General features: G+C 68.2%; 21 protein-coding genes, 1 pseudogene and 1 riboswitch. Of the genes and pseudogenes, 16 read left to right on the plus strand and 6 right to left on the minus strand.

The annotated features are described in order from the left end of the window. The 5 genes and pseudogenes from VH569_RS28425 to VH569_RS28445 form a co-directional block, all read left to right on the plus strand. On the plus strand, positions 1-429 hold a 429-nt coding region (locus VH569_RS28425; protein WP_423319849.1), incomplete at its 5' end, for a branched-chain amino acid ABC transporter permease. A 65-nt stretch (positions 430-494) separates the two neighbouring features. Next, positions 495-1244, plus strand: a pseudogene (locus VH569_RS28430) (electron transfer flavoprotein subunit beta/FixA family protein). Between the two features lie 16 nt (positions 1245-1260). Then, the gene (locus tag VH569_RS28435) at positions 1261-2196 is read left to right on the plus strand and encodes an electron transfer flavoprotein subunit alpha/FixB family protein (protein ID WP_423319850.1); all 936 of its coding nucleotides are present in this window, start codon (positions 1261-1263) and stop codon (positions 2194-2196) included. A gap of 108 nt (positions 2197-2304) precedes the next feature. Then, positions 2305-3195: a VOC family protein gene (locus VH569_RS28440; protein ID WP_423319852.1), complete on the plus strand. Its 891-nt coding sequence runs from the start codon at positions 2305-2307 to the stop codon at positions 3193-3195. A 107-nt stretch (positions 3196-3302) separates the two neighbouring features. Then, complete coding sequence (locus VH569_RS28445; RefSeq protein WP_423319854.1) at positions 3303-5258, plus strand: PAS domain-containing sensor histidine kinase; 1956 nt, start codon at positions 3303-3305, stop codon at positions 5256-5258. A 23-nt stretch (positions 5259-5281) separates the two neighbouring features. Here the strand turns inward: VH569_RS28445 and VH569_RS28450 are convergent, their stop codons facing one another. Further along, entirely contained in the window at positions 5282-7771 is a 2490-nt protein-coding gene (locus tag VH569_RS28450; RefSeq protein ID WP_423319856.1) for an ATP-binding protein, read from the minus strand. A gap of 299 nt (positions 7772-8070) precedes the next feature. Here VH569_RS28450 and murJ point away from each other — a divergent pair, with 299 nt between their 5' ends. Then, positions 8071-9645, plus strand: a complete 1575-nt coding sequence (gene murJ, locus VH569_RS28455; protein WP_423319858.1) for a murein biosynthesis integral membrane protein MurJ — start codon at positions 8071-8073, stop codon at positions 9643-9645. 62 nt (positions 9646-9707) lie between these two features. Here murJ and VH569_RS28460 read toward each other — a convergent pair whose 3' ends face one another. Next, positions 9708-10565 (minus strand): AraC family transcriptional regulator, encoded by an 858-nt coding sequence (locus VH569_RS28460; protein ID WP_423319860.1) that lies wholly within the window; start codon positions 10563-10565, stop codon positions 9708-9710. 173 nt (positions 10566-10738) lie between these two features. After that, positions 10739-10818: riboswitch (SAM riboswitch) on the plus strand. Between the two features lie 80 nt (positions 10819-10898). On the opposite strand from VH569_RS28460, the gene metZ reads away from it, so the two are divergent. Together metZ and VH569_RS28470 are read left to right on the plus strand one after the other, a co-directional pair. Next, positions 10899-12107, plus strand: a complete 1209-nt coding sequence (gene metZ, locus VH569_RS28465; protein ID WP_423319862.1) for an O-succinylhomoserine sulfhydrylase — start codon at positions 10899-10901, stop codon at positions 12105-12107. Positions 12108-12192: 85 nt separating this feature from the next. Next, positions 12193-12708: a phasin family protein gene (locus tag VH569_RS28470; protein WP_423319864.1), complete on the plus strand. Its 516-nt coding sequence runs from the start codon at positions 12193-12195 to the stop codon at positions 12706-12708. A gap of 4 nt (positions 12709-12712) precedes the next feature. Here the strand turns inward: VH569_RS28470 and VH569_RS28475 are convergent, their stop codons facing one another. Further along, positions 12713-13723 (minus strand): cation diffusion facilitator family transporter, encoded by a 1011-nt coding sequence (locus VH569_RS28475; RefSeq protein WP_423319866.1) that lies wholly within the window; start codon positions 13721-13723, stop codon positions 12713-12715. A gap of 153 nt (positions 13724-13876) precedes the next feature. Here VH569_RS28475 and VH569_RS28480 point away from each other — a divergent pair, with 153 nt between their 5' ends. From VH569_RS28480 to VH569_RS28490, 3 genes are all read left to right on the plus strand, one after another. Continuing rightward, on the plus strand, positions 13877-14296 hold the full coding sequence (locus VH569_RS28480; RefSeq protein ID WP_098741061.1) for an OsmC family protein: 420 nt from the start codon (positions 13877-13879) through the stop codon (positions 14294-14296). A 210-nt stretch (positions 14297-14506) separates the two neighbouring features. After that, the gene (locus VH569_RS28485; protein WP_423319947.1) at positions 14507-15493 is read left to right on the plus strand and encodes a YjbH domain-containing protein; all 987 of its coding nucleotides are present in this window, start codon (positions 14507-14509) and stop codon (positions 15491-15493) included. Continuing rightward, positions 15412-16455, plus strand: a complete 1044-nt coding sequence (locus VH569_RS28490) for a YjbH domain-containing protein (RefSeq protein WP_423319949.1) — start codon at positions 15412-15414, stop codon at positions 16453-16455. The genes VH569_RS28485 and VH569_RS28490 overlap by 82 nt, the downstream gene beginning before the upstream one ends. A 1-nt stretch (position 16456) precedes the next feature. Here VH569_RS28490 and VH569_RS28495 read toward each other — a convergent pair whose 3' ends face one another. Next, the gene (locus VH569_RS28495) at positions 16457-16888 is read right to left on the minus strand and encodes a hypothetical protein (RefSeq protein WP_423319868.1); all 432 of its coding nucleotides are present in this window, start codon (positions 16886-16888) and stop codon (positions 16457-16459) included. Between the two features lie 344 nt (positions 16889-17232). Here VH569_RS28495 and VH569_RS28500 point away from each other — a divergent pair, with 344 nt between their 5' ends. Beyond that, complete coding sequence (locus VH569_RS28500) at positions 17233-17397, plus strand: DUF1328 domain-containing protein (RefSeq protein ID WP_042689062.1); 165 nt, start codon at positions 17233-17235, stop codon at positions 17395-17397. 331 nt (positions 17398-17728) lie between these two features. Here VH569_RS28500 and VH569_RS28505 read toward each other — a convergent pair whose 3' ends face one another. Further along, positions 17729-18544: an RNA polymerase sigma factor gene (locus VH569_RS28505; protein WP_423319869.1), complete on the minus strand. Its 816-nt coding sequence runs from the start codon at positions 18542-18544 to the stop codon at positions 17729-17731. Positions 18545-19210: 666 nt separating this feature from the next. Here VH569_RS28505 and VH569_RS28510 point away from each other — a divergent pair. The 4 genes from VH569_RS28510 (at position 19211) to VH569_RS28525 (ending at position 22008) form a co-directional block, all read left to right on the plus strand. Further along, positions 19211-20137 carry a lytic transglycosylase domain-containing protein gene (locus tag VH569_RS28510; RefSeq protein ID WP_246307235.1) on the plus strand — a complete coding sequence of 309 codons (927 nt, stop codon included), beginning with the start codon at positions 19211-19213 and terminating at the stop codon, positions 20135-20137. 201 nt (positions 20138-20338) lie between these two features. Next, positions 20339-20674, plus strand: coding sequence for a hypothetical protein (locus VH569_RS28515; RefSeq protein ID WP_423319871.1), 336 nt, complete (start codon positions 20339-20341; stop codon positions 20672-20674). 129 nt (positions 20675-20803) lie between these two features. Beyond that, positions 20804-21115 carry a hypothetical protein gene (locus tag VH569_RS28520; protein WP_423319873.1) on the plus strand — a complete coding sequence of 104 codons (312 nt, stop codon included), beginning with the start codon at positions 20804-20806 and terminating at the stop codon, positions 21113-21115. Beyond that, the gene (locus tag VH569_RS28525) at positions 21112-22008 is read left to right on the plus strand and encodes a class I SAM-dependent methyltransferase (protein WP_423319875.1); all 897 of its coding nucleotides are present in this window, start codon (positions 21112-21114) and stop codon (positions 22006-22008) included. Before VH569_RS28520 ends, VH569_RS28525 begins: the two co-directional genes overlap by 4 nt. A 15-nt stretch (positions 22009-22023) precedes the next feature. Here VH569_RS28525 and VH569_RS28530 read toward each other — a convergent pair whose 3' ends face one another. Beyond that, complete coding sequence (locus VH569_RS28530) at positions 22024-26388, minus strand: translocation/assembly module TamB domain-containing protein (RefSeq protein ID WP_423319878.1); 4365 nt, start codon at positions 26386-26388, stop codon at positions 22024-22026. Positions 26389-26430: the final 42 nt, after the last annotated feature.

Here is a 26430-nt window from a genome sequence, read left to right on the forward strand (position 1 = left end):
CTGATCTGGCGCACGGTGCATTCGCCCTTCGGGCAGGTGCTGAAGGCGATCCGCGAGAACGAGCCGCGCGCGGTGTCGCTCGGCTACCGCACCGACCGCTACAAGCTGGTGGCCTTCGTGCTGTCGGCCTCGCTTGCCGGGCTTGCCGGCGGCACCAAGGCGCTGGTGTTCCAACTCGCCAGCCTGACCGACGTGACGTGGCAGATGTCGGGCGAGGTGGTGCTGATGACGCTCTTGGGCGGCATGGGAACGCTGTTCGGGCCGGTGGTCGGTGCTGGGCTGGTGGTGACGCTGGAAAGCTACCTCGCCGCGACCAGCCTGCCGGTGCCGGTGGTGATCGGCTGCATCTTCGTCGTCTGCGTGCTGGTCTTCCGCCGCGGCATCGTCGGCGAGCTGCTGCACCGTCTGCCCGGAAAGGGGAAGCGCTGATGTCCCTCCATCGGGAGATCGACCGCTTCCTCGCCGACATCCGAGCCGCATAAAGGATAAGATCCATGAAAGTCCTCGTCCCCGTTAAGCGAGTGGTCGACTACAACGTGAAGATCCGCGTCAAGGCGGATGGCAGCGGCGTCGAGACCGCCAACGTGAAGATGAGCATGAACCCCTTCGACGAGATCGCCGTCGAAGAAGCCGTGCGCCTGAAGGAAGCCGGCAAGGCGACCGAGATCGTGGTGGTGTCCGTCGGCCCGACCCAGGCSCAGGAGACGCTGCGCACGGCGCTGGCCATGGGCGCCGACCGCGCCATCCTGGTGCAGACCGACGTGACGACCGAACCGCTGGCCGTCGCCAAGGTCCTSAAGGCGCTGGTCGAGAAGGAAGCGCCGGGGATGGTGATCCTCGGCAAGCAGGCCATCGACGACGACTGCAACCAGACCGGCCAGATGCTGGCGGCGCTGCTCGGCTGGGGCCAGGGCACCTTCGCCTCSAAGRTCGCCSCSRSKGRCGRTGCCGTCGCGGTCACCCGCGAGATCGACGGCGGGCTGGAGACGGTGGAGCTGAAGCTGCCGGCGGTGGTCACCGCCGACCTGCGCCTGAACGAGCCGCGCTAYGCCTCGCTGCCCAACATCATGAAGGCGAAGAAGAAGCCGCTGGAGACCRTCACGCCGGACAGCCTGGGCRTCGACGTCACGCCGCGCCTGAAGACGGTGAAGGTCGCCGAGCCGCCGAAGCGTCAGGCCGGCATCAAGGTGCCGGACGTCGCCACGCTGGTGGACAAGCTCAAGACCGAAGCCCGCGTGATCTGAGGGGAATGAACTGACCATGGCCAACATTCTCGTCATCGCCGACCAYGACGGCGCCTCGCTGAAGCCCGCCACGCTGAACGCCGTCACCGCCGCCGGCAAAATYGGCGGCGATGTCCATATCCTGGTMGCCGGCAAGGGCGCGCAGGCCGCTGCCGAKGCMGCMTCGAAGGTGGCCGGCGTMGCCAAGGTGCTGCTGGCCGACGATTCGGCTTACGAGCATCAGCTGCCGGAAGACGTCGCCCCGCTGGTGGTGTCSRTYRCCAAGRSYGGCTACGGCCATGTGCTGGCCGGCGCCACCTCGGYCGGCAAGAACCTSCTGCCGCGCGTCGCMGCGCTGCTGGACGTCGCMGCCATCTCCGACATCACCGCCGTGGTCTCCGCCGACACGTTCGAGCGGCCGATCTACGCCGGCAACGCGATTGCCACCGTGCAGTCGKCCGAYGCGGTSAAGGTGATCACCGTCCGCACCACCGCCTTCGAGACSGCMGCMKCMGAMGGYGGTTCGGCCGCCGTCGAGGSSGTGKCGGGCGCCGGTGCCGCCGGGCTGTCGAGCTTCGTCTCGGCCGAGCTGACCAAGTCGGAGCGTCCGGARCTGACCGCCGCCCGCGTGGTGGTGTCGGGCGGGCGCGGCATGCAGTCGGGCGAGAACTTCCCGCTGCTGGAGGCCCTGGCCGACAAGCTGGGYGCCGCGGTCGGTGCSTCGCGCGCCGCCGTGGACGCGGGKTTCGTGCCGAACGAYTAYCAGGTCGGGCAAACCGGCAAGATCGTGGCGCCGGAGCTGTACATCGCCGTCGGCATCTCGGGTGCGATCCAGCAYCTSGCCGGCATGAAGGACAGCAAGGTCATCGTCGCGATCAACAAGGATGAGGAAGCGCCCATCTTCCAGGTCGCCGATTACGGCCTCGTCGCGGACCTGTTCAAGGCCGTGCCGGAGCTGCAGCAGGCGCTGTGACCGAAGGACCGGGCCTTCCGCTCGGGAGGCCCGGCCGCTTCACGCTTGCCGCGGCGGGCCGGCTGTTCTATCGCTGGCGGCAAAGAAACCCGACAGCGGCAGGACGCCATGAGCATCGACGGCATCACCGGACTGGACCATCTGGTCATCGCAACCCGCGACCTGGACGCGGCGCGCGACGCCTACGCCCGGCTTGGCTTCACCGTGACGCCGCGCGGCCACCACACCCAGCTGAAGTCCGCCAACCACACCATCCTGTTCCCGACCGGCACCTATCTGGAGCTGCTGGGCATCGAGGAGCAGCGGCCAGTCAACGCCCATTACTCCGCCTTCCTGCGTCAGCGCGAGGGCATCGCCGCCATCGCGCTGAAGACGCCGGACGCCCGCGCCGCCGTCGGGCCGCTGACCGCCGCCGGCTTCCCGGTTTCGGAGCCCGTCGATTTCGGCCGGCCGGTGGAGTTGCCGGGCGGCAGCCGCGACGCGACTTTCACCATCACCCAGATCGACCCGGCATCCACCCCGGCCGGCCGCGTCTTCCTGTGCCAGCATCACACGCCCGATCTGGTCTGGCGTCCCGACCAGTTGGAGCACGCGAACAGCGCCACCGGGCTGGAAGCACTGGTGATCGCCGCCGCCGATCCCGATGCGGTCGCCGCGACCTATGCCGCGCTGCTGGGCGGCACCGTCACCGACCGCGGCTCCGCCCGCGTGGTTGTGCCGGCCGGGTCCGGTGACGGTCATGTGCCCGTGCTGGTCGCCCCGCCCGACCGCCTGCATTGGGCCTGGACCGCCGATCCCGCCTTCGCCACCGCCACCCTGCCCTTCTTCGCCGGCTTCGTCGTGCGCGTCGCCGATCCGGTAAAGGCCCAGCAGGCGTTGCAGAAAAGCAAGTTCCCGACCGTGGTCGGAGAGGGCGTGATGCGGGTCGGATCGGGCAGCTCCTGCGGCGCCATGATCGCCTTCGCCCAGGACTTCGACCTCGACAGCCTGATACCCTGAAATTCGCGACGATTTGCGCCGAATTGGGCATAGGTCCCGCTGAATTGCTTGTGTAGTGTCCGCCGACAGTTGCGCCCGTGGATCGGGCGCGGACTGTGGAGATGCACATGACGACAGCGGGCCAGGCGATGGACGTGACGGGGGCTCCGGGACAGGAGACCGGTTCCGTACCGGCGGCGCCCGCCCCATCCTCCGCATCATCCTCCATGCCCCCGCTTTTCGATGCCCTGCCCGTCGCCGCCCTGCTCCGCGAGCCCGACGGGCGGCTGCGCGGCAATCGCCGCTTCCTCGACCGCTACGGCAGCGCCGACGCCTTCACCGCCGACCTTTCCGATACCGTCCCCGGCGACGAACGGGAAGTCAGCGTCCAGTCGGTCACCGGCGAGCCCCGCGACCTGCTGGTCCGCGTCGGCGGCCCGCCCTGGATCGCGACGGTGGAGGATGTCACCGAGCAGCGCCGCACCGCCCGCGGGCTGGAACTGGCGACCGAGAATCTTGAAGAGGCCTATCACACCGCCAAGCTCGGCTACTGGGAATATGGCATCCAATCCGGCGAACTGGTGCTGAGCGACGCCGGGCTGGCGGTGCTGGGCCATGAGCGAGACCACTTCGCCGGGGGGTTTGACGGACTGCTGGGCATCCTGCACCCCGACGATCGGCCGCGCTTCGGCAACATGCTGGAAAGCGTGGTCGGCAATCCCCAGCGCGTCTATGTCGAATACCGCGTCCACGACCGCGAGGGCCGGGTCCGCTATGTCTCCGCCTCCTGCGCGCCGCGGCTGGACGGGCAGCAGCGGCTGAGCCACGTCTTCGGCGTGCTGATGGACAGCACCGAGCGGGCGGAGGCCGCGGCCCAGCTCGAGGCCGCCAAGCAACGGCTGGAGGAGGCCTACCGCACCGGCCATCTCGGCTATTGGGAGTACGGCATCCACAGCGGGACGCTGGTGTGGAACCGCGAGGCCTTCGACATCTACGGCCAGGATCCGGACCGCTTCGAGCCGACCTTTGACAATCTGCTGGGCATCCTGCACCCCGATGACCGGATGTCCTTCGGCAACATGCTGGAAAGCGTGATCGGCAACTCCCGCCGCGTCTATGTCGAATACCGGGTGATCGATCCGGTGGGGGAGGTCCGCTACGTCTCCTCCTCCTGCGCGCCGCGCTTCGATCTCGATGGACGGCTGACCCATCTGTTCGGCGTCATGCTGGACACCACCGAGCGGGCGCGGGCCGCCGACGCCCTGCGCGCCGCCAAGGACCGGGTGGAACAGGCCTATCGCGAGTTGCAGGCCGCCCAGGACAGTCTGGTCCAGACCGAAAAGATGGCGTCCCTCGGCCAGCTCGTCGCCGGCGTGGCGCACGAGGTGAACGGGCCGGTCGGCGTGGCGCTGACCACAGCCTCCCACCTGCTGAGCCGGGCGGAAGACGTGAAGCGCCAGTTCGCCGCCAGCGCCCTGACCCGCTCGGCCCTCGCCGGTTTCCTGGAGGTGGCGCAGGAGGCCGGGCAACTGCTGGTCGGCAATACCGAACGCATCGCCGCGCTGGTCCACATGTTCAAGCAGGTGGCTGCCGACCAGACCGGCGACGAGCGCCGCACCTTCTACCTGCGCGAATACACCGAGGACGTGCTGCTGAGCCTGCACACCCAGATCGGCTCCTCCGGCCACCGGGTGGAACTGGCCTGTCCGGAGGCACTGCAACTGGAAAGCTTCCCCGGCGCCTTCGCCCGCGTGCTGACCCATCTGGTGCGCAATTCACTGACCCATGCCTTCCGGCCGGAGCAGAGCGGCCGGATTACCATAGACATCCATGCCGACGGCGACGACTGGATCGAGGTGGTACACAGCGACGATGGGCAAGGAATCCTGGAGGCCGATCTGCCCCGGATCTTCGACCCCTTCTTCACCACCGCGCGGCATGCCGGCTGCGTCGGGCTGGGTCTGCACATCGCCTACAATCTGGCGACACAGACGCTCGGCGGCCAGTTGAGTGTCCGCAACAGCCCCGGCCACGGCGCCGTCTTCACCCTGCGGCTGCCGCGGCAGGCACCGGATCTCGGTTGATCCCCGCCGCCACCCGCCGCCGGTCAGGCGACGGTCTGGCGTTCGTGCCGCAGCGGTTCCAGCGCGTCGGCCACCGCGCGGCGCAGGTCGGCGGCGATCACCGGCTTGTGCATCACGCGGAAATTGCCGGCCTCCGCCTCCTGCGCACGGGCGGGGGCGGTGTCGCCGGTGACGAGGATGCCCGGCAAGATGCGGCCCAAGGCCAGCCGCACCTCACGGATGGCCTCCGTTCCGGTGCGGCCGTCGCGCAGGCGGTAATCGGCGACGATCAGGTCGGGCGCCGGCCCGCGATTGGCGAGGTCCAGGGCCTCGGCGCAAGATTCGGCGGCCATGACGCCATAGCCCCACTCGGCCAGCATGGCCCGCAGCCCTTCACGGACGATCATGTCGTCCTCAATCACCAGCACCGTGGTGGCGAAGGCCGGACGGGGAGAGCACGGAGCGAGCGCCGGTTTCGCCGCCGGGGGATCGGCAACGGGAAGCTCTACCGCGAAGACCGACCCTTCGCCGGGTGTCGACCGCACCGTCACCTGATGGCCCAGCATGACCGACAGCCGCCGCACCACCGCCAACCCGAGGCCAAGTCCCTGGTCGCGGTTGCGGCTGGCGTTGCCGATCTGCACGAACTCCTGGAAGATGTCCTCCTGCTGGTCGGCGGGAATGCCGATGCCGGTGTCCCACACCTCGATGCGCAGCATGTGGCCGCGGCGGCGGCAGCCGATCAGGATGCGGCCCTTGTCGGTATAGCGCAGGGCGTTTTCCACCAGATTCTGCAGGATGCGGCCGAGCAGCATCGGGTCGCTGCGCACATGGACGCCGCTCGGCACGATGTGCAGGAGCAGTCCCTTCTGGACGGCGACCGGTCGGCTGTTGGCCGCGACGCGATCCATCACCTCCGCCAGCGCAAAGACCTCGACCTCTGGCACCACCGCACCCGCTTCCAGCCGGGAGACATCCAGCAGCCCGTCGAGCAGCATCTTCAAGGCGCCAAGCGCCCGCTCCATCGTGCCCAGGACATTGCGGGTCATGGGGTCGCTGACGCGGCTCGACAGCACCTCCATCAGCAGCATCAGTGACTGCACCGGCTGGCGCAAATCGTGGCTGGCGGCGGCCAGGAACTTGGACTTGGCGACATTCGCCCGGTCGGCCTCCCGCCTCGCATCGGTCAGCGCCGCCTGGGCACGTTTGTGTTCGGAGATGTCGCGGACGGTGGCGATCAGGCTGACCAGCCGGTTGTCGTGATCGCGGACGGGCGACGCGCTCAGTTCCAGGCAGCGCGACCCTTTCGGGTCCGCCCCCTCCTCGTCGGGGCCGGAGCGGGTCAGCTCCACGCGCGCATCGCGTCCGACGACGATGGCGTCGCGCAGGGGCTGCAAGGCCGCACGGTCCCTGGTCGCCCGCTCCAGCGCGGTCAGGGCGCCGCTGCCCATCAGGGCGGAAATCGGCGCACCCAGCAGCTGTTCGAGCGCCGGATTGACATAGACGATGGGCATGCCCGGCTGGGTAGCGTCGGCGATCATGATGCCGTCGTTGCTCCAGGCCAGCGCCCTGTTGCGCACCCGCAGCGCCCGGTCGGTGTGCCGGCGCCATTGCAGCTCGACGATGAAGGCGATGACGAACAGCAGGATCACCACCGTGGTGGCGACCGCCCAGCCGATATAGAGGCGGGCGTTGTCCCGCCAGGGACCGAACACCGTCTCCACCGATTCGCCGACGATGGCGACCACCGGATAGTCGGGCGCCGACCGGAAGGCGGTGATCCGCTCCACCCCGTCGACCGGACTGATCATGCGGATGTGGCCGACAGGATGCTGCCTGATCGCCTGCCACAGTTCGTTGTTGGTGGTTCCACGCCCCGTAACGCTGCTGGTCCCCGCGTTGCGGGCGATGATGACGCCGTCTGTCCGCAGCAGCGTCGCCGCCCCGTCGGCCGGCAAACCGAGCACGCGGTAATAGCGGGCGAAGGATTCGACCGGAATGTCGGCGACCGCGATCCCCGCGAAGGTGCCGTCGGCATTCTCCAGCCGGCGCGACACCGGGATCAGCAGATCCTGCGTTTCGGACGACGCATAGGGCATGCCGATCACCAGCCCGCGCGGTGCGGCGTCGCGGGCGATGCGGAACTCGTCGCGGTCGGTGACGGCACCCTGGAAGGTGGCCCGCCCCCCGCCCATGGTCAGCAGGCCCAAGGAATCATAGACGCGAACCCCGACCACCAGACCTTCTTCGAAGGCCCGACGGGAATCCAGGCGCATGGAGCGGTTGCGCTCGGTGTTGGCGATCAGGTCCAGCAGCAGATCGTCGACGCGGCGGAAGGTGGAAACCGCATGCTCCTCCACCAGACGGGCGACGACGGCGGTCTTCTCATGGGCGGTCAGGTCGAGCAGACGCTCTTCCCGATGGAGGCGGTCGAGCAGAATCCACCACAGGGCGGCGATGGCCAGCGCGACCGCCAGGGCGGGCAGGACCAGACGCCCGCCGAAACCGGAAAAAAGCCAGAGCGCCCGCTTCACGTATACCCCGAACGCAGTGGATCGTCCGCCGACCGTGTCCATCGCCAGGAAAGCGGACGCCCGCGGCAGGCGGACGCAAGCATGCCGCAACGCAGATGCTGACGCAACGCCGTAACCGGCAAGGTGGCACCGGCGGACAGTTGCTCCACCCATGCAGACCGCCCGCCCATTCCTTTCGTCCACAGCGTTCCAAGACACCCTCCGGCGCACGGGACCGCAGGAGCGAAGGGAGGGCGGCGGCATCGACCGCGCCGAAAAGCCGGCTTTGCTGCGCTGCCGCAGCCGGCTATACCGCCGCGATGAGCTTCGCACGCGCCATCGCCACAGTCGGCGGACTGACCCTGCTGAGCCGGCTGGCCGGCTTCGCACGCGACATTTTGACCGCGGCGGTGCTGGGCGCCGGCCCGGTGGCCGACGCCTTCTTCGTCGCGCTGAAACTGCCGAACCTGTTCCGACGGCTGTTCGCGGAGGGCGCCTTCGGCGTCGCCTTCGTTCCACTGTTCGCCGCCGAGCTTCAGACCCGCGGACGCAGCGCCGCCATCCGTTTCGCGGAGGAGGCGCTGGCGATGCTGCTGGCGATGCTGCTGCCTTTCACGCTGGCAGCCATCGTCGCCATGCCCTGGCTGATGCACGGGCTCGCCCCCGGCTTCGTCGACGAACCGGCCAAGTTCGCCCTGGCGGTGGATATGGCGCGGCTGACCTTTCCCTATCTGGCGCTGATCTCGCTGGTGGCGCTGCTGGGCGGCGTGCTGAACGCGCTCGACCGTTTCGGGCCGTTCGCCGCGGCGCCCATCGCCTTCAACCTGACGCTGGTCGCCGCCCTGCTGATCGCTCCGCGGCTGGGGCTGGAACCCGGCACCGCCATGGCGGCGGCGGTGACCCTGTCGGGGGTGGTGCAGGTCGCCTGGATGGCTTGGGCCTGTGCCAAGGCGGGGGTGGTGCTGACGCTGCGACCGCCGCGGATGACGGAGGGGATGCGGCGGCTGTTCCGGCTGATCGGACCGGGCGCCATCGGTGCCGGGGTCATGCAGATCAACCTGTTCCTGAACATCGTGCTCGCCTCGCTGCTGCCGTCGGGCGCGGTATCCTTCCTCTATTATGCCGACCGGCTGAACCAGATGCCGCTGGGCGTGATCGGCATCGCCATCGGCACCGCCCTTCTGCCGGTGCTGGCCCGCCATGTCGCCGCCGGGGACGAGCGGATGGTCCGCCATTACCTGAGCCGCGCGCTGGAGTTCAGCCTGCTGCTCGGCCTGCCGGCCGCGGTCGCGCTCGGCGTGGCGGGGTCGCCCATCGTCGCCGTGCTGTTCCAGCGCGGCGCCTTCGGTCCGGAGGAAGCGCACGCCACCGCGATGGCGCTCGCCGCCTACGCCATCGGCATCCCGGCCTATGTGATCGTGAAGTCGCTGAACGCCGCTTTCTTTGCCCGCCACGACACGGTGACCCCGGTGCGCGTCGCCGTCATCGTGACGGTGGCGACCGCCCTGCTGGCGCTGCTGCTGATGCCCTGGCTGGGCCATGTCGGCATCGCGCTGTCCACCGGGCTGACGGCCTGGCTGGATGTCGCGTTGCTGATCGCGGCGATGCGCAAGCGCGGCCTTTTCGATCTGGATGAGCGTCTGAAGCGCCGCGCTCCCCGGATCGCGGCGGCTGCGGCCGGCATGGGAGCCGCAATTCTGGCTGGTGGGCATGTGCTGACGCCCTGGCTGGACGCGCCATCCACCGCAGTGCGGTTCGTGGCGCTGGCCTTGCTTGTCGCCGGTGGCGCCGCGGCTTTCGGCGCGCTGGCGACGCTGCTGGGCGGGGCCAGATTGGGAGACGTCAAAGGAATGCTGTCGAAGTCGGCGCAACCCGGCAAAGAGCAGATCGGCTGAATCACGACCATCGGAAGCGGCGCCACCTCCGAGGCCTGCTGATCGGCTTGGATTTTCTCGTATTATTTTAGGGGCAGATAGACATCCGTCAGAAGATCATGTTCCGCCGTTTCCCCGATGAAATTCAGATAATGGAAATAAACCGGAAAATCGCGAAGCTCCTCGCCGCTTTCCGGCAGCCATCGGCCATACAGAAACCTCACCACCTCGCCGATCTGCTCATGCGAACCCCGGTGCCTGACCACGGCGCACCGTCCACCGGGGATGAGTTTCTTCACAACCCCTTGCGGGTTTTCCGGCACCTCGCCATCGATCTCTCCGCAGATGTCGAACCGGAAGTCGGCCGGCTCGGTGGTTTCCGGGTTGTCGAACGCGACGCCGAAGGTCCGGCACCGGTCGCGTGGCGACAGACCGCTGGTCTTGCGCCAGTCGATGAAGATGCGAACCGAGTCATTCACGTCTTCGATCGGTCCCCGATGACAGTAGGCCGCCACCTGCACAGGCGCGAAGTCGACGATTGAAACATCCATGGTCCTGATCCTTTTCCTTTTGATGTGACGATAGCGGTCGTGCCATTGCCGCCATTCCGGAGTTTTCCTGAACGTGGACGGGGTCTGGCCGAACGTCTTCCGGAAGGCGCGGGAGAAGGACTCCGGTGTCTCGAAGCCGGCATCCAGCGCTATGTCGATGACCTTGTCGGCCGGATTGAAGGCCAGCCGGAACGACGCCCGCTTCAACCGCGCAAGCTGGATGTATTTCCCGACGCTGATGTCAAAATGAGCCGAGAAGAGACGGTGAAAGTGGAACTTCGAGAGACAGGCGACATCGCTCAGTCTGTCGAGCGACAGGTCTCCTTCCAGATTCTGGTCGATATAGTCGAACAGCCTGGTAAACCGTTCATCGTACTCCTGCCTGCTCATCGTCTGTCCGGCCTGCACGGTTGATGGGAGAGACCATAAGCCGGCGGTTCGGCGGCCGTCCTGGCACATCTTGCTGAATATCGGCTGCGGTTTCGGATCGGCGGGACGCGTGGATTACGGAGAAAAGATTGCGGCGCTACCCCTCTTGACGGCGGTCATAGGCAGTCGTACAAGCGGATCCACGTGGTGATTTGGTCGACCGGCTTGCGGGCCACGTAAAACAACCCGCTAAAAAGGTCCGAGCCGCGTCCGCGCCTCGACCCGATCGGTCGGGGCGTTTTTTGTTTGCGGCCGGCCTTGCCCCACCGGCGATCATCAGGGGAGAGTCGCGGAATGTCGCGCACCGATCATCGCAATCCGAACGTCGCGGGGCTGCGCCCCCGCTCCAAGCTGGTCCATGGCGGCATCCGCCGCTCGCAGTTCGACGAAACCTGCGAGGCGCTGTACCAGACCTCCGGCTTCGTCTACGGCTCGGCGGAAGAGGCGGAGAACGCCTTCGCCAACGACGGCACGCGCCATGTCTATTCCCGCTTCCGCAACCCGACCTCGGCGATGTTCGAGGACCGGCTGGCCGAATATGAGGGTGCGGAATGGGCCTATGCCACCGCCAGCGGCATGGCCGCGGTGCATGGCGCCCTGATGAGCGGCCTGCGCACCGGCGACCGGGTGGTGGCGCCACGGGCGCTCTTCATCTCCTGCTATTGGATTCTGAAGGAACTGTGTAGCCGCTACGGCATCGAAACGGTGTTCGTCGACGGCACCAATCTGGCCGAGTGGGAAGAGGCTCTGTCCAAGCCGGCCAAGGCGGTCTTCCTGGAAACCCCGTCCAACCCCGGGCTCGAGGTCGTCGATCTCCAGGCCGTCTGCGATCTCGCCCACAAGGCGGGCGCGGTTGTCGTGGTCGACAATGCCTTCGCCACGCCGGTGCTCCAGCGTCCGTTCGACTTCGGCGCCGACGTCATCATTTATTCGGCGACCAAGCACATCGACGGTCAGGGCCGCTGCCTGGGCGGCGTGATCCTGGCCAAGGACAAGAAATATGCCTCGGAGGTCATCCATCCCTTCCTGCGCAACACCGGACCGACCATCTCCCCCTTCAATTCCTGGCTGCTGCTGAAGGGGATGGAGACGCTGGAGCTGCGCGTACAGGCCCAGTCGGCGGCCGGGCTCCAGGTCGCGGAGTTCCTGGAAAGCCATCCGAAGGTCGCCCAGGTGCTGTACCCGCTGCTGCCCAGCCATCCGCAATACGATCTGGTGCGCAAGCAGATGACCGGTGGCGGCAACATGCTGTCGGTCTTCCTCAAGGGCGGCAAGACCGAGGCGTTCAACACGCTGAACGGCCTGCGCATGGTGATGATCTCCAACAATCTGGGCGATTCGAAGAGCCTGGTCACCCACCCCGCCACCACCACCCATTGCAAGCTGACGGACGAGGAGAAGGCCGCCGCCCGGATCGAACCCGGCCTGCTGCGCCTGTCCGTTGGTCTAGAGGATCCCCAGGACATCATGGAAGATCTCGACCGCGCGCTCGCCGAGGCGTAAAGATCGTGCCGGAACTTATGTTGCAGTGCAGCGTTGACCCTGCAGTCAGGTTCCGGCAACGATTTCTGAGAGAGAGGCGACGCCCATGTCACGAGAGAATGCCGGCAACGGCCACCCCACCGACAGGCTGATGGCGGTGGCGGGCCAGATCACCAAGACCGGCCTTCGCGGTGGTGAAATGGGCGTCGCTGCGGCGCAGACCATCGGCTATCGCACCGCGATGATGACCGCGGCGATGTCGAACCCCATCGACTTCGCCAATCCGGAATTCATCCGTATGGGTGCGGAGAAGGTGGAAGCGGCGGTGGAGGCCTTCCACGCCGTCGCCACCGGCATCGGCGAGTTCGGGCAGGCCTGGATCAGCATGATCGCCAAGCAGACCCAGGCAGCCGCCACCACCATCGGCGGGCTTGCCAGCTGCAAGAACCCGGTCGAGATCATCGATGTCCAGCAGCGCCTGCTGGCGGATGTCGTCGATGCCGGCATCCATGCCAACCTGCGCCTGATCGAGGCGACGGCCTCCCTCGCCGCCGCCGGCATGAACCCCGCCTACCGCAAGGTGCGCGCCAACGCCCGCCGCCTTGCCCGCGAACAGGCCTGACCGATCAAACCACGTCCGCGGGAGCAAGGCGGCAGCAGCTGCCGTCATGCTCCACCTGGATGGTGGCGTGACCGATGCCGAAGCGCTCCTTCAGCACCGTCGAGATTTCCAGCAGCAGCGCGTCGTCCTGATCCATGCCGGGACGGACGAGATGGGCGGTCAGGGCGGTTTCGGTCGTGCTGATCGGCCATATGTGCAGGTCATGCACGGCGGTGACGCCGGGCAGTCCGGCCAGATAGCGCTCCACCCCCGTCCGGTCAACGCCGTCCGGCACCGCGCCCATCGCCAAGCGCACCGAATCACGAAGCAATCCCCAGGTGCCGGCGACGATCACCAGGGCGATGAGGATGCTGGTCACCGGATCCAGCCACAGCCAGCCGGTGAAGCGGATTACCAGCGCCGCCACCACCACGCCCAGCGACACCGCCGCGTCGGCCGCCATATGCAGATAGGCGCCGCGCAGGTTGATGTCGTGCTTCTGCCCGCCCATGAACAGCCAGGCGGTCCAGCCATTGATGACGATGCCGACCGCCGCAACCACCATCACCGTCGTTTCCCCGACCGGTTCCGGGTCGGCAAGGCGGTTGACCGCCTCCAGCAGGATGGCGCCGACGGCGATCAGCAGGATCATGGCATTCAGCAGCGACGCCAGGATCGAGGCGTTGCCGAAGCCGTAAGTATAGCGTCCCTGCGGAATTCGCCGCCCGAGCCATACCGCTCCCCAGGCCAGGAGCAGTCCCATCACGTCGCTGAGATTGTGCCCGGCGTCGGCGATCAGGGCGGTGGAGTTGGCGATCAGCCCATAGACCGCTTCCACCACCACGAAGCCGATGTTCAGCAGCGCCCCCAGAGCGAAAGAGCGGTCGTAGCGCACCGGCCCGTGATGGTGTTGGTGGCCGGCATGGCCGTGTTCGGAATGGCCGTGATCGGAATGGTCATGCCCGGCATGATCTCGGTCGAGGTGGGTGGAACCGCCGTGGGAATGGCCGTGCGGCATGGTGGTGGGTCTCGCCATCGGATTGTGCGTCGCAGCGCACCGGACTCTGGGCGCACCGGTGTTGTTGGACAAGTGTGATATTGAGGGCGCAGCGCGCCTCTTGCACCGATCCGCCGCGGCGCCTAGCTTCGCGCGGTCACTCACAATCAACAGTGAACGAAGGAAATGGTCATGAAGGCGCGCGTCACCTGGGTGGACGGCAAGATGTTCGTCGGCGAATCCGGCAGCGGCCATGCCGTGGTGATGGATGGCGCCGTGGAAGCCGGTGGCCGCAACGCCGGCATCCGGCCGATGGAAATGCTGCTGATCGGCATGGGCGGCTGCACCTGCTTCGACGTGGTGATGATCCTGGAGAAGGGCCGCCAGCAGATCACCGATTGCGTCGCCGCCATCGAGGCGGAGCGGGCGGATACCGATCCGAAGGTCTTCACCAAGATCCACGTCCACTTCACCGTGACCGGCCGCAAGCTGGACCCGGCGAAGGTCGAGCGCGCCATCGCCCTGTCGGCGGAAAAATACTGCTCGGCCTCCATCATGCTGGGCCAGACCGCGACAATCACCCACGACTTCGAAGTGGTCGAGGCGCCGTAACAGGGTGGCTCCATAGCTTTTCAGTTGCATCCATACGCATGACTCGCGAAGGATCGGACACCCGCTCCGAACTTTCGCGATCATCGCGTGCGATCCTTCGTAATCGCTTCCCTTCTCTCGATGCTCACCTCCCCCGCTTTCGCCGGGGAGGCAAGGGGCAGCCTGTCCGACTGGGGCGGGATCGGGCTGTTGCAGATGCCGAACGCCCGGATGGCGCCCGACGGGTCGATGAGCGGCGGGCTGACCGCGCTCGGCGACCTGCACCGCCATTACACGATCTCGGCCCAGCCGCTGCCCTGGCTGGAGGTCACCGGGCGCAACAGCGCCTATCCCGGCTATTACGGGCTCAGCGAACCCGGTCTCGACCTGAAGCTTCGCCTGCGGCGGGAGGACGAGCATGGGCCGGCAATCGTGGTCGGCGGACGCGACGTCACCGGCTCGGGGCTGGACCTGCCGGGCAAGGGCCGCTTCGCCGGCGAGTACATCGCCCTGTCACGCCGCTGGTGGGATGTCGACCTGACGCTGGGCATGGGATGGGGGGCCCTGGGGGAAGCCGGCCAGTTGCGCAATCCGCTACGTTTCCTGGGCGGTCGGTTCCGCCGCGACCGCGATCCTTCCGCTTGGCCGACCACCCGCGGCCCCAAGGCATGGTTCAGCGGCGAGCGGGTGGCGCTGTTCGGCGGTGCGGAGTGGCACCTGCCGGTCGACGGTCTGAGCCTGAAACTGGAATCCGCCGGCGACCGCTTCCGCGCCCAGCGGCAGGATGAGCCGGGCTTCGATCCCGGCAGCCGCTACAGCCTCGGCCTGTCCTGGCGCCCGACCTCCTGGGCCGATCTGGGCGCAGCCTACGAGCAGGGACGCCGGCTGATGCTGCGGCTGTCGGTCCGCTTCGATCCGGCGGTGGATGCCGACAAGCCCGACCGCCCTCCCCCGACCATCGGCCCGCGTCCCTCGGCCGGATCGGCCTTGTCCGCCGATGCCATCGCCCTGGTGGCCCGCAGCCGGGGCCTTCCCGTCCGCTCTGCCCGGATCGAGGGGGAACTGGCGACCCTGTGGCTCGACCCGGCCGGGACCGGGCGGATGCCGGTGGCGCGGNGGTCGGCGATGCCGCCCGCCTGCTCGCCGACCTCGCTCCCCCCGGGGTCGAGCGGCTCCGCATCGTCACCGGCGCCGCAGGTCTCGACGCGGCGGCCGTGACCCTGCTCCGCCGCGACCTGGAACGGGCCGCAAACCATCGCGGCAGCGCCGAGGAGATCTGGCAAACCACGCAACTCGCCCCGGCGGCCGAACCGCCGCCCGACTGGCGCCCCTCCCTCGATCTCTCGACTCGGCTCGTCGCCACCTTCGATCTGGCGGAGTTGGGAACCCCATTGGCCCAACGCACCCACACGGACGTGATGCTGCGGGCGGAGCCGATGCGCGGGCTGGTGCTGGGCGGCGGGCTGCGCATCAACGCGCCAAGCGATCTGGAACTGCTGGACACCAATGCCCTGCCGGCGGCACAGCCCGTGCGCAGCGATCTGCCGCGCTACGCCGACCGTCAGCTGTCGCTCGACCATGCCTATGGGGCATGGCTCGCCCGTCCGGCGGATGGGCTGACCACCCGGCTGTCCGCCGGCCATCTGGAGGAGATGTATGCCGGCATCGGTGCCGAGGCGCTGGTGCAGCCGCTCGCCGCCCGCTGGGCGCTGGGCCTCGACCTCAACCATGTGTGGAAGCGGCGGCCGGACAGCCTCCTCGGCTTCGACCGCACCGATGCCCGCGGCACCGGCCATGCCAGCGTCTATTGGGAATCGCTGGGGGCCGACACCACGACCGCGCTTCGGCTCGGCCGTTATCTCGGCGGCGACTGGGGCGGCACGGTGGAGGTGATGCGCCGCTTCGACGGCGGCATCGGCCTGACCGCCCATGCCACCTGGACCGAAGGGCCGGACGGGGCGCAAAGCCGGTTCGGCGGGAGGATGGACTGGGGACTGGCTCTGGTGGTGCCTATCGCCGCATCGGGCTGGCTGCCGGTCGGCGGCACGGTGGAGACGGCGGTGCGTACGCTGGGCCGCGATGCCGGACAGCGTCTGCAACAGCCGCTGCCGCTCTACGATCTCCGTGTGCCGGGAGGCGTCGGCCGCCTCACCGGCACATGGTCGCGGCTGCTCGACTGAATCAACGGATCGGCTTGCTGCCCGGCGTGACGACGGGAGCGGTGGCCGGCGCCCTGGCCGGCGTCGTCGAGGAGTTGCGCGGGTCGAGCACCACCGTCGTCCACTGCCCCTGCGGGGTCATGGCGTTGGCGACATAGCGGTCGCCTTCCTTGCGGAAGTCGCGCACCGAGACATAGCCGGCGGCGCTGAGCTGGTTCAGCAGCGTCGTCTGTTGCAGCTCGATCGGCTTCTGCCCCCGGCCGCGGCGCCCGGCTAGATCGGAGGAGGGGCCTCCAGCGGAGCCGGTCATACCGGACAGATCGCTGCCGGTGCTGCCGGAATAGTTCTGGCTGGAATAGGTGGAATAGCCTTGCGAATAGGTCTGCTGCGCCATCGCCGCCGGAACCATCGCGACTGAGGCGGCCATCGCCGCCAGGATCAATCCGGTCTTCATCGGGTCCTCGCTCGTTGTCGTCCCCCATGGCCGGCGGATGCCGGACCTCTCAGGAAACGGAAACGCGCAGACAGCCCCATTGTTGCATAAATGCCAGTCCGCACCAGCCCTGCGGCGCTCCGATACTCCGGCCGATCGGGAACAGGGAACATCGCGCCCACGGCGTTGTTCTGATCTTCGAATGCCGCCGCACCGGCTGTGCTTACCGTCACCCCGCCCCGACTTGCATGCCCAAGCAGAGGCCAGGAGATGGAGACGACGGGACGGCGGATGCGGCCACGACTTGTCTCATGCGTGACGCCGGCAGTCCTTGGTGACTATTCGGCCGAGCGAGGGAGGGTATGATGCTCTATTGGGCTCTCGTTTTCTTCGTCATCGCGCTGATCGCCGGCGCGCTCGGGTTCGGTGGAATTGCGTCGGCCAGCTCCGGCATCGCGCAGATCCTGTTCTTCCTGTTCCTGGTCCTGTTCGCCATCAGCCTGATCATGGGTCTGGTCCGGCGACGCTAGGCAGGCCGCCAAACCGGCCGGCCTACGGTTCCGGCGGGACGGAACCTCCTTCGGGCCGGCCGGTTGATCGCAGTGTCTCCTGAGGCTGCAAGGCTCTCTCTCCTCCAGAGATGCCGTCGGTGCCGGTATGCCCTGACGGCGTCTCTATCGTCCCCGCCTCCGGCGGCGTCCGTACGGGCGCCGCCGTTCTTTTTGGCTGCGGTCTTCCGTCCGCAGCGGAAAGCAACGGACAGACATGGAAACGGGGCGCCCGGCAACCGGGCGCCCCGCGGAAATCAACACTTGTCGGTGCTCGGCGAACACGCGCCCGCTACGGTCAGGCGTCGGGCAATCAGGCGTCGGTGGCGTCCGACGGGCTTTCCCCTTCCATCAGCAGGCGGAGGGCACGGCGGCCGCGCGACAGGCGCGACTTCACCGTACCGATGGAAATGCCCAGGATGTCGGCCGCCTCGTTGTAGGAAATCCCTTCCAGCCCGATCAGCAGAACCACCTCGCGCTGCTCGTTCGGCAGCAGGGCCAGCGCCCGGCGGAGATCGCGCAGTTCCATCCGCACGAACTGCGATCCGGGAGCGGCACCGATGGCGGCCTGCGCCTCGGCGTCGATATCGACGACCGGCTGGCGGCGGCGCACACCGTTGATGTGCAGGTTGCGCAGGATGGTGAACAGCCAGGCCCGCAGGTTGGTGCCGGGGCGCCACAGATGCAGGCGCGACAGGGCGCGCTCAAGACATTCCTGCACCAGATCGTCGGCCAGGGTGGCGTCCCGCACCATTGCACGGGCGAAGCGGCGCAGGCGTGGGATTTCCTCTTCGATCTGGCGGATCACCGCCGGGTCGGGCGGTGCGTTGGGATCGGGGCGGAAGTCGTCCTCCGCAGCGGCCTGGACAACCGTGTCGGCGGCGTCGGCAAGATCGGCATCGCTATCGACATCGGCCGGGGCTTCGTCGATTTCGGTGCTGGCTTCGGCCATCTTGGCCTCCGCATGGGCAGTCAAATGGGTCTCCATCCCGGCATCGGCGGTGTCTTGGTCAAGATACGTCGGCAGGCGGTCCGAACGGGTCCGGCCAACGGCCTCGGCGCCGAAGGGCACCGGCTCGACCGGGATGCGCTGTCGGTGGCTCAAGGTGGTCGCGACGTGGTTCGCCATCGGTGAAACGATGCCTCCTTCAATGCCGTTCGCCACGGCGGCTCTCCGCGTCTTGGTGCGGATGGCTTTGCCGGGGCCTCCGGCGCGACGGCCCCGGACAATGGAGAGTCTCCGTCGTCCGGGGCCGTCGAATTCGCAGCCGATTATCTGGCCCGATCCGTACTTAATGAGCGCACAAAGGAGCTGCCAGTTGGGAAAAAGGCTAAGGGGTCATACAATGGAGACAATTAACCCCTAGAGTACCCCTGCTATTCCACACCAATCACCGTTCGGGCATTGGCTTAAAACATGGTCGTTCGTTATTTCTCCAACTCGATTGGAGGACGCATGACCAACGCGAAAAGAAAAAGACCGACCGACACCAGTCGATCGGCCTATGTATTTTTTATTGGCGGCGCTGCATCAACCTCTTACGGTGATGTAATCTCCGGCAGCCAGCCTTCCGTTTCGGCTTATGCCGCTATGCCTGGCACCCGGCCAGTTGGGTGCGGCGGCGTCCTCCCTGAAAACTCTGCTTCCGACCTTTTGATGGTCTCCAAAAGCTCGAAGAAAATCATACAGGGGGGTCCGGTGGAAGACCACACGAACCTTTGCGGTACACCGTCCGCGTTTCACGCCCAATCAACCTCGCAGGGCAATGCCAAGCGGCGAACCCGCGGTGCGCGCATGTCGGCGTTTGCCGCGGCGGCACTCCTGCCCTGCCTGCTGGCATCGGCACCGGCCAGCGCCGGCATTGCAGAGAAAACCGTCGCCGCTCTGGAGGCGTTGGCCAACAAGGGCAGCGCCCGCGCCCAGTATGAACTGGCACAGCATTACGAACGTGCCGACGGGGTGAAGGCCGATCCGCGGCTGGCCTTATCCCTCTATTGCCGGGCTGCCCGCCAGGATTACTCCGACGCCGCGCTGATGGCCGGGCGCATGCACATGGCCGGCCTGGGCGGCGTGTCGAAGGATGCCGACCTCGGCCGTGCCTGGCTGCGCAAGGCCGCAGCTTTGGGCAACGAGCAGGCGGAGCGTCTGGTCGGCAGCGCCGGGGGAACGGTGAAGACGCCGGACCGCTGCGAGCCGCCCAACCTGCGCTGGGGCATCATCCGCAAGCCGCCGGCGGAAATCCGCGCGATGGTTCAGAAGATGGCGCCGACCTACGGCCTCGATCCCGATCTGGTGCTCGCCGTCATCGCGGTGGAATCCGGCTATCGGGTCGATGTCGTCTCGAACAAGAACGCCCAGGGGCTGATGCAGCTGATCCCGGAGACGGCGGAGCGCTTCGGCGTGTCCGACCCCTTCAACGCGGAACAGAATATGCGCGGCGGCATGAAGTACCTGCGCTGGCTGCTGGCCTACTTCAACGGCAACGTCGCCTATGCGCTGGCGGGCTACAACGCCGGCGAAGGCGCCGTGCTGCAATACAAGGGCATTCCGCCCTACCGCGAGACCCAGGATTACGTGACCAAGATCCGCGGGATCTACGCACAGACCTATCATCCGTTCAACCGTGACATCGTGCAGTCGGCCGGCCTCGTCAGCAGTGCGCGAGAGGAAGTGGCCGAACTGTCGCTTTCGACCAAGGCGCGTAGCGGCGGAAAACGATGAGAACGGAAGATTGCGACTCGGAAAAATGCGACTCGAGCGACTCGGGCGGCGCTTGGTTAACACTTTGGTTATAAACTGACGATTACCCTCGGGGAACGACGGATTTCGCAAGCGTTGGCGCCTTTCGGGACGCCTTCCCGCGTCACCCGCCAGCGTCTCACCCGCAACGTTTCATCCGAACGTTTCCCGAGGACCTGCCCGATGCCCATGGCCGCCGACGTCGACACCATCGAACGCACCTCCATCGTCGCCTACACGCTGCTGAACGAGCTTCATGAAGTCCTGGCCCTGCCCAAGGCTCCGGACGACGTCACGCTGGGCATCCTGATGGGCATGGCCATGTTCCTCGACGACAAGGTTGGCCCGATGCGCGCCAAGCGCCTGATGGCCGAGGCGCCGACCATCGTGCTGAAGACGGATGCCCACGTCACCACCGACCAGACCCAGCGGATCATGCCGGTCCTGCGCGCCTTCGGCGATCACCTGAAGGAACTGCGCATGAAGGTGGAACGCCCGGTCACCGGCACCGTCGGCTGACCGCGGCAAACTCCCCGGTTGTTTCTTCGACAGCGTGGACCCGGCGCCCAACTCGGCGCCGGGTCCGTTGCGTTCATGGATTGTCAGGCTGCTTGACCATCGGGTGAAATGGGCGGAAGCTTCGCGCCCATGGACTGGTTCACTGGGATCAGCATCGTCGCCATCGCGGCCGGCGTGACCATCAGCCTCGTCGTGCTGGTGGCCGTCGGATCGATCCGCCGCAGCCAGAACGAGGCGGCGGCCCGTCAGTCCCAGCAAATCCGCAAGCTGACGGAGACGGTGGCGACGCTGTCCCAGCAGCAGGAGGCGGCGCAGACCCGCATCCAACAATTGACCGACGCCAACCGCAAGCTGTCCGACGAGCTGTCGGCGCTGGGCGAGCGGCTGAGCGATGCCGACACGGTCCAGCGCGTGGCCGGCACGGCGAGGCTTCTCCATTGACCGCAACCACCCGTCCCGACACCGCACATGCGGATGCCGACCCAACCGATGCTGCCCCGCCCGATGGCGCCATTCCTGATGCCGATCGCGAACGCGACCGCTGGTCCGCCAGCGCCGACGCCTGGGACCGCTGGGCCGATCCGATGGCCGATCTGGCCGACAAGCTGAACCGCCCGCTGCTCGACGCGGCGGGGCTGGTCGAGGGTCACCGCCTGCTCGACCTTGCATCAGGCGCGGGGGAGCCCGCCTTGAGTGCCGCGCGCCGGGCCGGTGCGGACGGGCTGGTGGTCGGAAGCGATCTGGTCCCCGGCATGATGGCCGGCGCCGTCCGCCGCGCCCGGAGCGTGGAGGGGCCGGCCCCCGCCTTCACCGCCGCCGACATGACCGCCCTGCCCTTCGCCGACGCCGCTTTCGACGGGATAACCTGCCGCTTCGGCATCATGTTCGTGCCGGCGGTGGAAACCGCCCTGCGCGAGGTGCGGCGTGTCCTGCGTCCCGGCGGGAGAGCCGCCTTCATGGTGTGGGGATCGCGCGCCGGGAACGGCTTGTTCGCGGAGATCGGCGACGCGGTGGCCGACCATCTCGGCGAGGATGGCAGCCTGGATCCGCTGTTCCGCTTCGCGGCACCGGGGCTGCTGTCCGACCTGATGCGCATCGCCGGCTTTGCGGAGACATCGGAAGCCGACCTGACCCCGGTCCGCAAGGCGCCGGCCGGCCAGCCCTTCTGGCATGCCGCCCTCGACATGAGTTTCGGCCACCGGCTCGGTAGATTGACTGCGGAACAGCGAAAGGCGCTGGAGGCCGACATCGCCCGGCGGTTCGACGCCAGGGCGGTGGACGGCATCGTGCCGGTGCCGTCGCATGCCCGGATCGTGGTCGGGGTGGCGGGTTAGCGCCACCCCCTCCCGTCAGTAATCCTTCTCGTACACCACACCGAACTTCGTCTCGGAATTGGCGCCGACGGATGCCGTGCCCTTGAGGTTCTTGGTGATGTCGACCTCGACCTTCGCCCGGCTCTGGTTGGCGCCGATTCCCTGCTCGACGCCGACATAGACGCGGTCGCTGACATAGCGGCCGGCCTGCACCGCCCCGCCCTTGCCGTTCTCGCCCTGGGTGAAGTCCAGCCGGTCGACACCCAGGCTGCGGCGCACCGTGTCCAGGATGCCGCCGCCGCCTCCGCCGACACCGGCCAGCGCCGCCGCGGACTGGGCAAGCTGCACCGCCTCCGCCGCGCTCAGGTCGCCCACCGACTTACCGAACAGGACGCCGGCCAGCACCTCGTCCTGCGGTAGTCCCTGGGGTGAGGTCAGCTCGATCTTCGGCTGGCGGGCGGTGCCGCTGACCACCACGTCGGCGGTGATGCCGTTGGCGGTCGCCTCGGCCAGCAGGTCAAGCCGCGGGTCGATGGGCTGGGTGCCGTCGAAGTCGAAGATGCCGCGCTTGAACTCGAAATTCTTGGCCAGCAGGTTCAGGCTGCCTTTCAGGATGTTGAAACGGCCGGTCACCTCCGGCGCCGCAGCCGTTCCCTTGACGCGCAAATTGCCGGCAAGCTCCGCATCCAGCCCACGGCCGCGGACGAAGATCTGGTTCGGCGCGTTCACCGTCATGTCCAGTGCCAGGACGAAGGTTGTCGCGGCCGGCGGGGTCTCGGCCGGCTGCGGCACGCGGCGGGTGCCGCCGGCGGTGGACACCTGCGTCGTCCCGCGGGCGCGACGGCCCTTGCCGACCTCCGTCACCTTCAGATCGACGACGTTTGCCGGCATGCGGTCGGGCACCTGGATCTCGGCGCGGCGGATATCCACCGGCCCAGCCAGCCGGGCGTTGGCGAAGCCGCCGGTCAGGGTCAGGTTCGCCCCGATCTCCGCCGTCACCAGATCGATCTCGACCAGCCGCGCGTTGTCGGCCTGGAGGGCGATATCCAGCTGCCGGTCGGCAGGGGCGCCCGGACGGATGACGCCGCTGGCGCTGATCGCACCGCCGTTGCGCGTCCGGCCGCGGAAGCTCTGGATGGTGAAGACATCGCCGTCGCCGGCCAGCCGTGCCTCGATGTTGGTGATCACCGCACCCGACGCCCGGTTCTCATAGCGCCCGTTCGCCAACACCACAGACCCGCCGAGCGCCGGCTTGCCCACCGTCCCGCCGGCGCGCACGTCGAGCCGCAGCGATCCACGAGCCCGGTCGCCGGAGGCGGCGAGCAGGTCGTTCGCCAGCGACAGATCCACCGTGCCGTTCACCGCCGCCTCAAGCGCGCCGTTGGGCGGCACGCTGACGGCATAGCTGTCGGGGTTCATCACCAGCGGAAGCGCAGCGCTGGCGGTCAGCGTACCGGCATTCTTCGGCATGGCGATCCGGCCGTTCAGCGACAGCCGGCGGTCGCGCCATTGCGCGTCCAGCGTCGCGTCGATGCCCGGAAGCCCGGCCTGCGTCGTCTGCTGCACCTTCAAGCCGCTGACCCGCAGGGTGGCGTCGGCGCGCGGGTTGCGCAGCGTACCGCCCAACGACGCCCGCGCGTTGGCGACACCGTCCAGCGCCAGCGTCGGGCTGGCCAGCTTCGCCAGGGCCAGCGGCAGGCGGTCGATGGTCAGCTCGCCGCTCAGCCGGTCGCCGTTCAGGCCGAGGTCGGCGGCCAGCCGGGCATTGCCGGACGACAGCCGCAGTTCCTTCACCTCATACCGGCGGTCGGCCAGCAGGATGGTCGCCGGGGCGGTGGTCCGCAGATCCTCCCCGGCATAGCGCGCCTGCAGGCGGTCGAGCCGGATGCGCGTCACCTGCCCTTCCTGCGTCAAATTGCCGGCAAGGTCCAGCGCGACCGGCTGGGCGCCCGCTCCGGCGGCAGTGGCCTGGAAGCCGGCCTTCGCCAGCGACCCATCGACCGAGGCCGTGACGCTGCGCAACTCGGTGCCGGCAGCGTTGCCGTCGGTCATCTCCACCCGCGTCTTGCCGCTGGGAGTGCCGAGAGCATCGGCAACATCGGCCTTGGCCGTCAGACGGCGGGCGGTGAGCAGCGGTCCGCCTCCCCCCTCCCCTTGCCCCTCGACCCGCAGGTCGCTGGCGTCGGCGGTCAGGTTGGCCGCCTGCTTGCCGCCCTTGCCGTCGAGCGCCAGGGTGAAGCTCGCCCCGCCGCCCAGCGGCATCCCCGCCAACGCCGACAGGCCGTTCAGGTTGGGCAGCTTGCCCTCCAGCCGCCCGGTGGCGAGCAGCGTGTCGAGCGCCACCTGGGCCTGTCCGGTGATGCGGTTGGCCCCGTTGGCGACGGTCAGCCCGTCAAGCCGCAGCGTCTGTTCTCGCAGCGCATAGCGCCCGTCCACCGACAGCGGCGTCTTGTCCAGGTTGGTCCGCGCCGAGACCGTGCCGTTCGGCGTCGCCGGCAGGCCGGCGGCGGTCGCCTTGACCTCCGTGGCGCCCAGCCGTCGGCCCTGCACCACGAGGTCGCGGGCATTCAGCGTCGCCTGTGCCTCAATGGCGTCGAGCGGGCCGCGGGCGGTCGCCTCCAGCGTCGCCGCCCCCTCCATCGGTGTGCCGAGCGCGCCGCCCAGCGGCTCCAGCTTCGCCACGGTCAGAGTGGTGCGGGCATCGACCTTGTTGTCGGCCAGCGCCGCGTTGCCGGTCAGCTTGCCGTTGCGGCCATCGACCGTCAGGTCGGTCAAGCGCATGGCGCCGTCCGGCTCCATCCTGGCGGCCAGCTTCAGCGTCGCCTTGTCGCCCAGTACCGCATCGGCAGGTGTGCCGGTGGACAGCCGGTCGAGGCTGCCGGTCAGATCGGCGGTCAGCGTGCCGTCGGCACCGCGTTTCACCGGCCCCGCCAGTGCCACGGCACCGGCCAGCGGCCGGCCGGCGAGGCCCGACAGCGGGGCGAGGTCGTCGGCGTTCGCGCTCAGCGTCAGGTCGACCGTCTGGCCCCAGCCGCCGACGGTGCCCTTCGCCTCGGCCCGTGCCGCGGCGGCGGTCAGCGCCAGTGTCTCCAGGCCGATCCGGCCGCTGCCGGTGTCGATCTGCGCCTTGGCGGCGAGATTCGTCTCCGGTCCGGTCAGGTGGGACAGCGCCGGATCGTCGGCAGCGAGGTCGCGCAAGGTGGCGTTCACCGCGACGTTCAGCGCGCTCATTGTCCCTTCGGCGGACCCTTCCACCACGCCCTCGCGCCAGGACAGCGGCACCAGCGGATGGAGCGTGGAATCCGGCCCGGCCTGCAAGGTCCAGCGCAGGGTCAGGCTCTTGTAATCGGCGGCGACATCGCCGTTCACCGTCGCGTTCGCCGCGGCAACGGTCAGCGCCAGCGGACGCAGGCTGATGGCCCCCGACGGCGCCCGCAGGACAGTCGCGTTCAGCGTCGGGTTGGGGCCGATCAGCGGCACCACCGTATCGCCGGCCAGACCGGCGATCAGCGGCGCGAAGTTGCCGCCGGCCGCCAGCGTCAGCGCATGCCCCTCCGGCCCCTTCTTGATGGTGGCGTCGGCGTTCAGCGTGCCGGAGGGCGATGCCGCCTCGCCGGCCATGGCGGTCAGCTTGCCGGTCCAGTCGTCCAGCGTGCCGTCGCCCTTCAGCGCCAGTTCGATCGGCGGCAGGCCGGGAATCGACAGCGCGCGGGCCATGACGCCGCCCGCGGGTTCGGATGCATCGACCGACAGGTTCAGCGTGTTCTTGCCGGGATCGAAGATGGCGAGCAGATCGGCCTTGCCCGGCTTGTCGTCGATGCGCGCCACCGACAGGTTGGTGTTCAGCGCCCCACCGCTATGCTCCAGCGCCAGGGCGCCGGCAATGCGCAGCACAGCCGGCTCACCGAGCAGAGCCGGTGCCAGCTCCAGCCGCTCCACCACCAGCTTCTTCAGATCGATGTCGACCGGCAGGCTGGGCAGCAGCGGAGCGTTGGGATCGGAGGGGGCGGCCGGCTGGGTGCTGACCGGTGCGCGGGTCACCACGACGGACGCCGCCTCCAGCGCGTCGATCCTGGCGCTGCGCAGGAACAGGGCGGACGGCGACATCACCACATGCAGCCGGTCGATGGTCAGCCAGACGCCCTGGCTGTCGGCCAGCGTGACGGTCGCAATGGTGAAGTCGGTGGGGATGCTGCCTTCGATGGCGCCCAGCTTCAGGTGCATGTCCGGCGACTCGACGGCACCCTCGATCTTCTCGACCAGCCAGTCGCGGGCGGTATCGCCGGCGAACAGCGAGAAGGCCCGAGCGGGCTGCGGACCGGCCAGCAGGCCGGCAAGGATCGTCAGACCGACCAGGAATAAGCGAACCGCCGTCACACCATGCCCTTTCACCAGCACCATCTTTGTCTCAACCGCAATAAACGGTCATCGTCCCAAAGGATT

Source organism: Azospirillum sp. 11R-A (assembly GCF_049472615.1).
GTDB lineage: Bacteria > Pseudomonadota > Alphaproteobacteria > Azospirillales > Azospirillaceae > Azospirillum > Azospirillum palustre.

Excerpts from the sequence above, each read along its gene's own strand:
- VH569_RS28440 (WP_423319852.1), top strand. The coding sequence starts at position 2,305 with ATGAGCATCGACGGCATCACCGGACTGGACCATCTGGTCATCGCAACC.
- VH569_RS28445 (WP_423319854.1), top strand. The coding sequence starts at position 3,303 with ATGACGACAGCGGGCCAGGCGATGGACGTGACGGGGGCTCCGGGACAG.
- murJ (WP_423319858.1), top strand. The coding sequence starts at position 8,071 with ATGAGCTTCGCACGCGCCATCGCCACAGTCGGCGGACTGACCCTGCTG.
- VH569_RS28460 (WP_423319860.1), bottom strand. The coding sequence starts at position 10,565 with ATGAGCAGGCAGGAGTACGATGAACGGTTTACCAGGCTGTTCGACTAT.
- metZ (WP_423319862.1), top strand. The coding sequence starts at position 10,899 with ATGTCGCGCACCGATCATCGCAATCCGAACGTCGCGGGGCTGCGCCCC.
- VH569_RS28470 (WP_423319864.1), top strand. The coding sequence starts at position 12,193 with ATGTCACGAGAGAATGCCGGCAACGGCCACCCCACCGACAGGCTGATG.
- VH569_RS28475 (WP_423319866.1), bottom strand. The coding sequence starts at position 13,723 with ATGGCGAGACCCACCACCATGCCGCACGGCCATTCCCACGGCGGTTCC.
- VH569_RS28480 (WP_098741061.1), top strand. The coding sequence starts at position 13,877 with ATGAAGGCGCGCGTCACCTGGGTGGACGGCAAGATGTTCGTCGGCGAA.
- VH569_RS28495 (WP_423319868.1), bottom strand. The coding sequence starts at position 16,888 with ATGAAGACCGGATTGATCCTGGCGGCGATGGCCGCCTCAGTCGCGATG.
- VH569_RS28500 (WP_042689062.1), top strand. The coding sequence starts at position 17,233 with ATGCTCTATTGGGCTCTCGTTTTCTTCGTCATCGCGCTGATCGCCGGC.
- VH569_RS28505 (WP_423319869.1), bottom strand. The coding sequence starts at position 18,544 with ATGGCGAACCACGTCGCGACCACCTTGAGCCACCGACAGCGCATCCCG.
- VH569_RS28510 (WP_246307235.1), top strand. The coding sequence starts at position 19,211 with ATGTCGGCGTTTGCCGCGGCGGCACTCCTGCCCTGCCTGCTGGCATCG.
- VH569_RS28515 (WP_423319871.1), top strand. The coding sequence starts at position 20,339 with ATGCCCATGGCCGCCGACGTCGACACCATCGAACGCACCTCCATCGTC.
- VH569_RS28520 (WP_423319873.1), top strand. The coding sequence starts at position 20,804 with ATGGACTGGTTCACTGGGATCAGCATCGTCGCCATCGCGGCCGGCGTG.
- VH569_RS28530 (WP_423319878.1), bottom strand. The coding sequence starts at position 26,388 with ATGGTGCTGGTGAAAGGGCATGGTGTGACGGCGGTTCGCTTATTCCTG.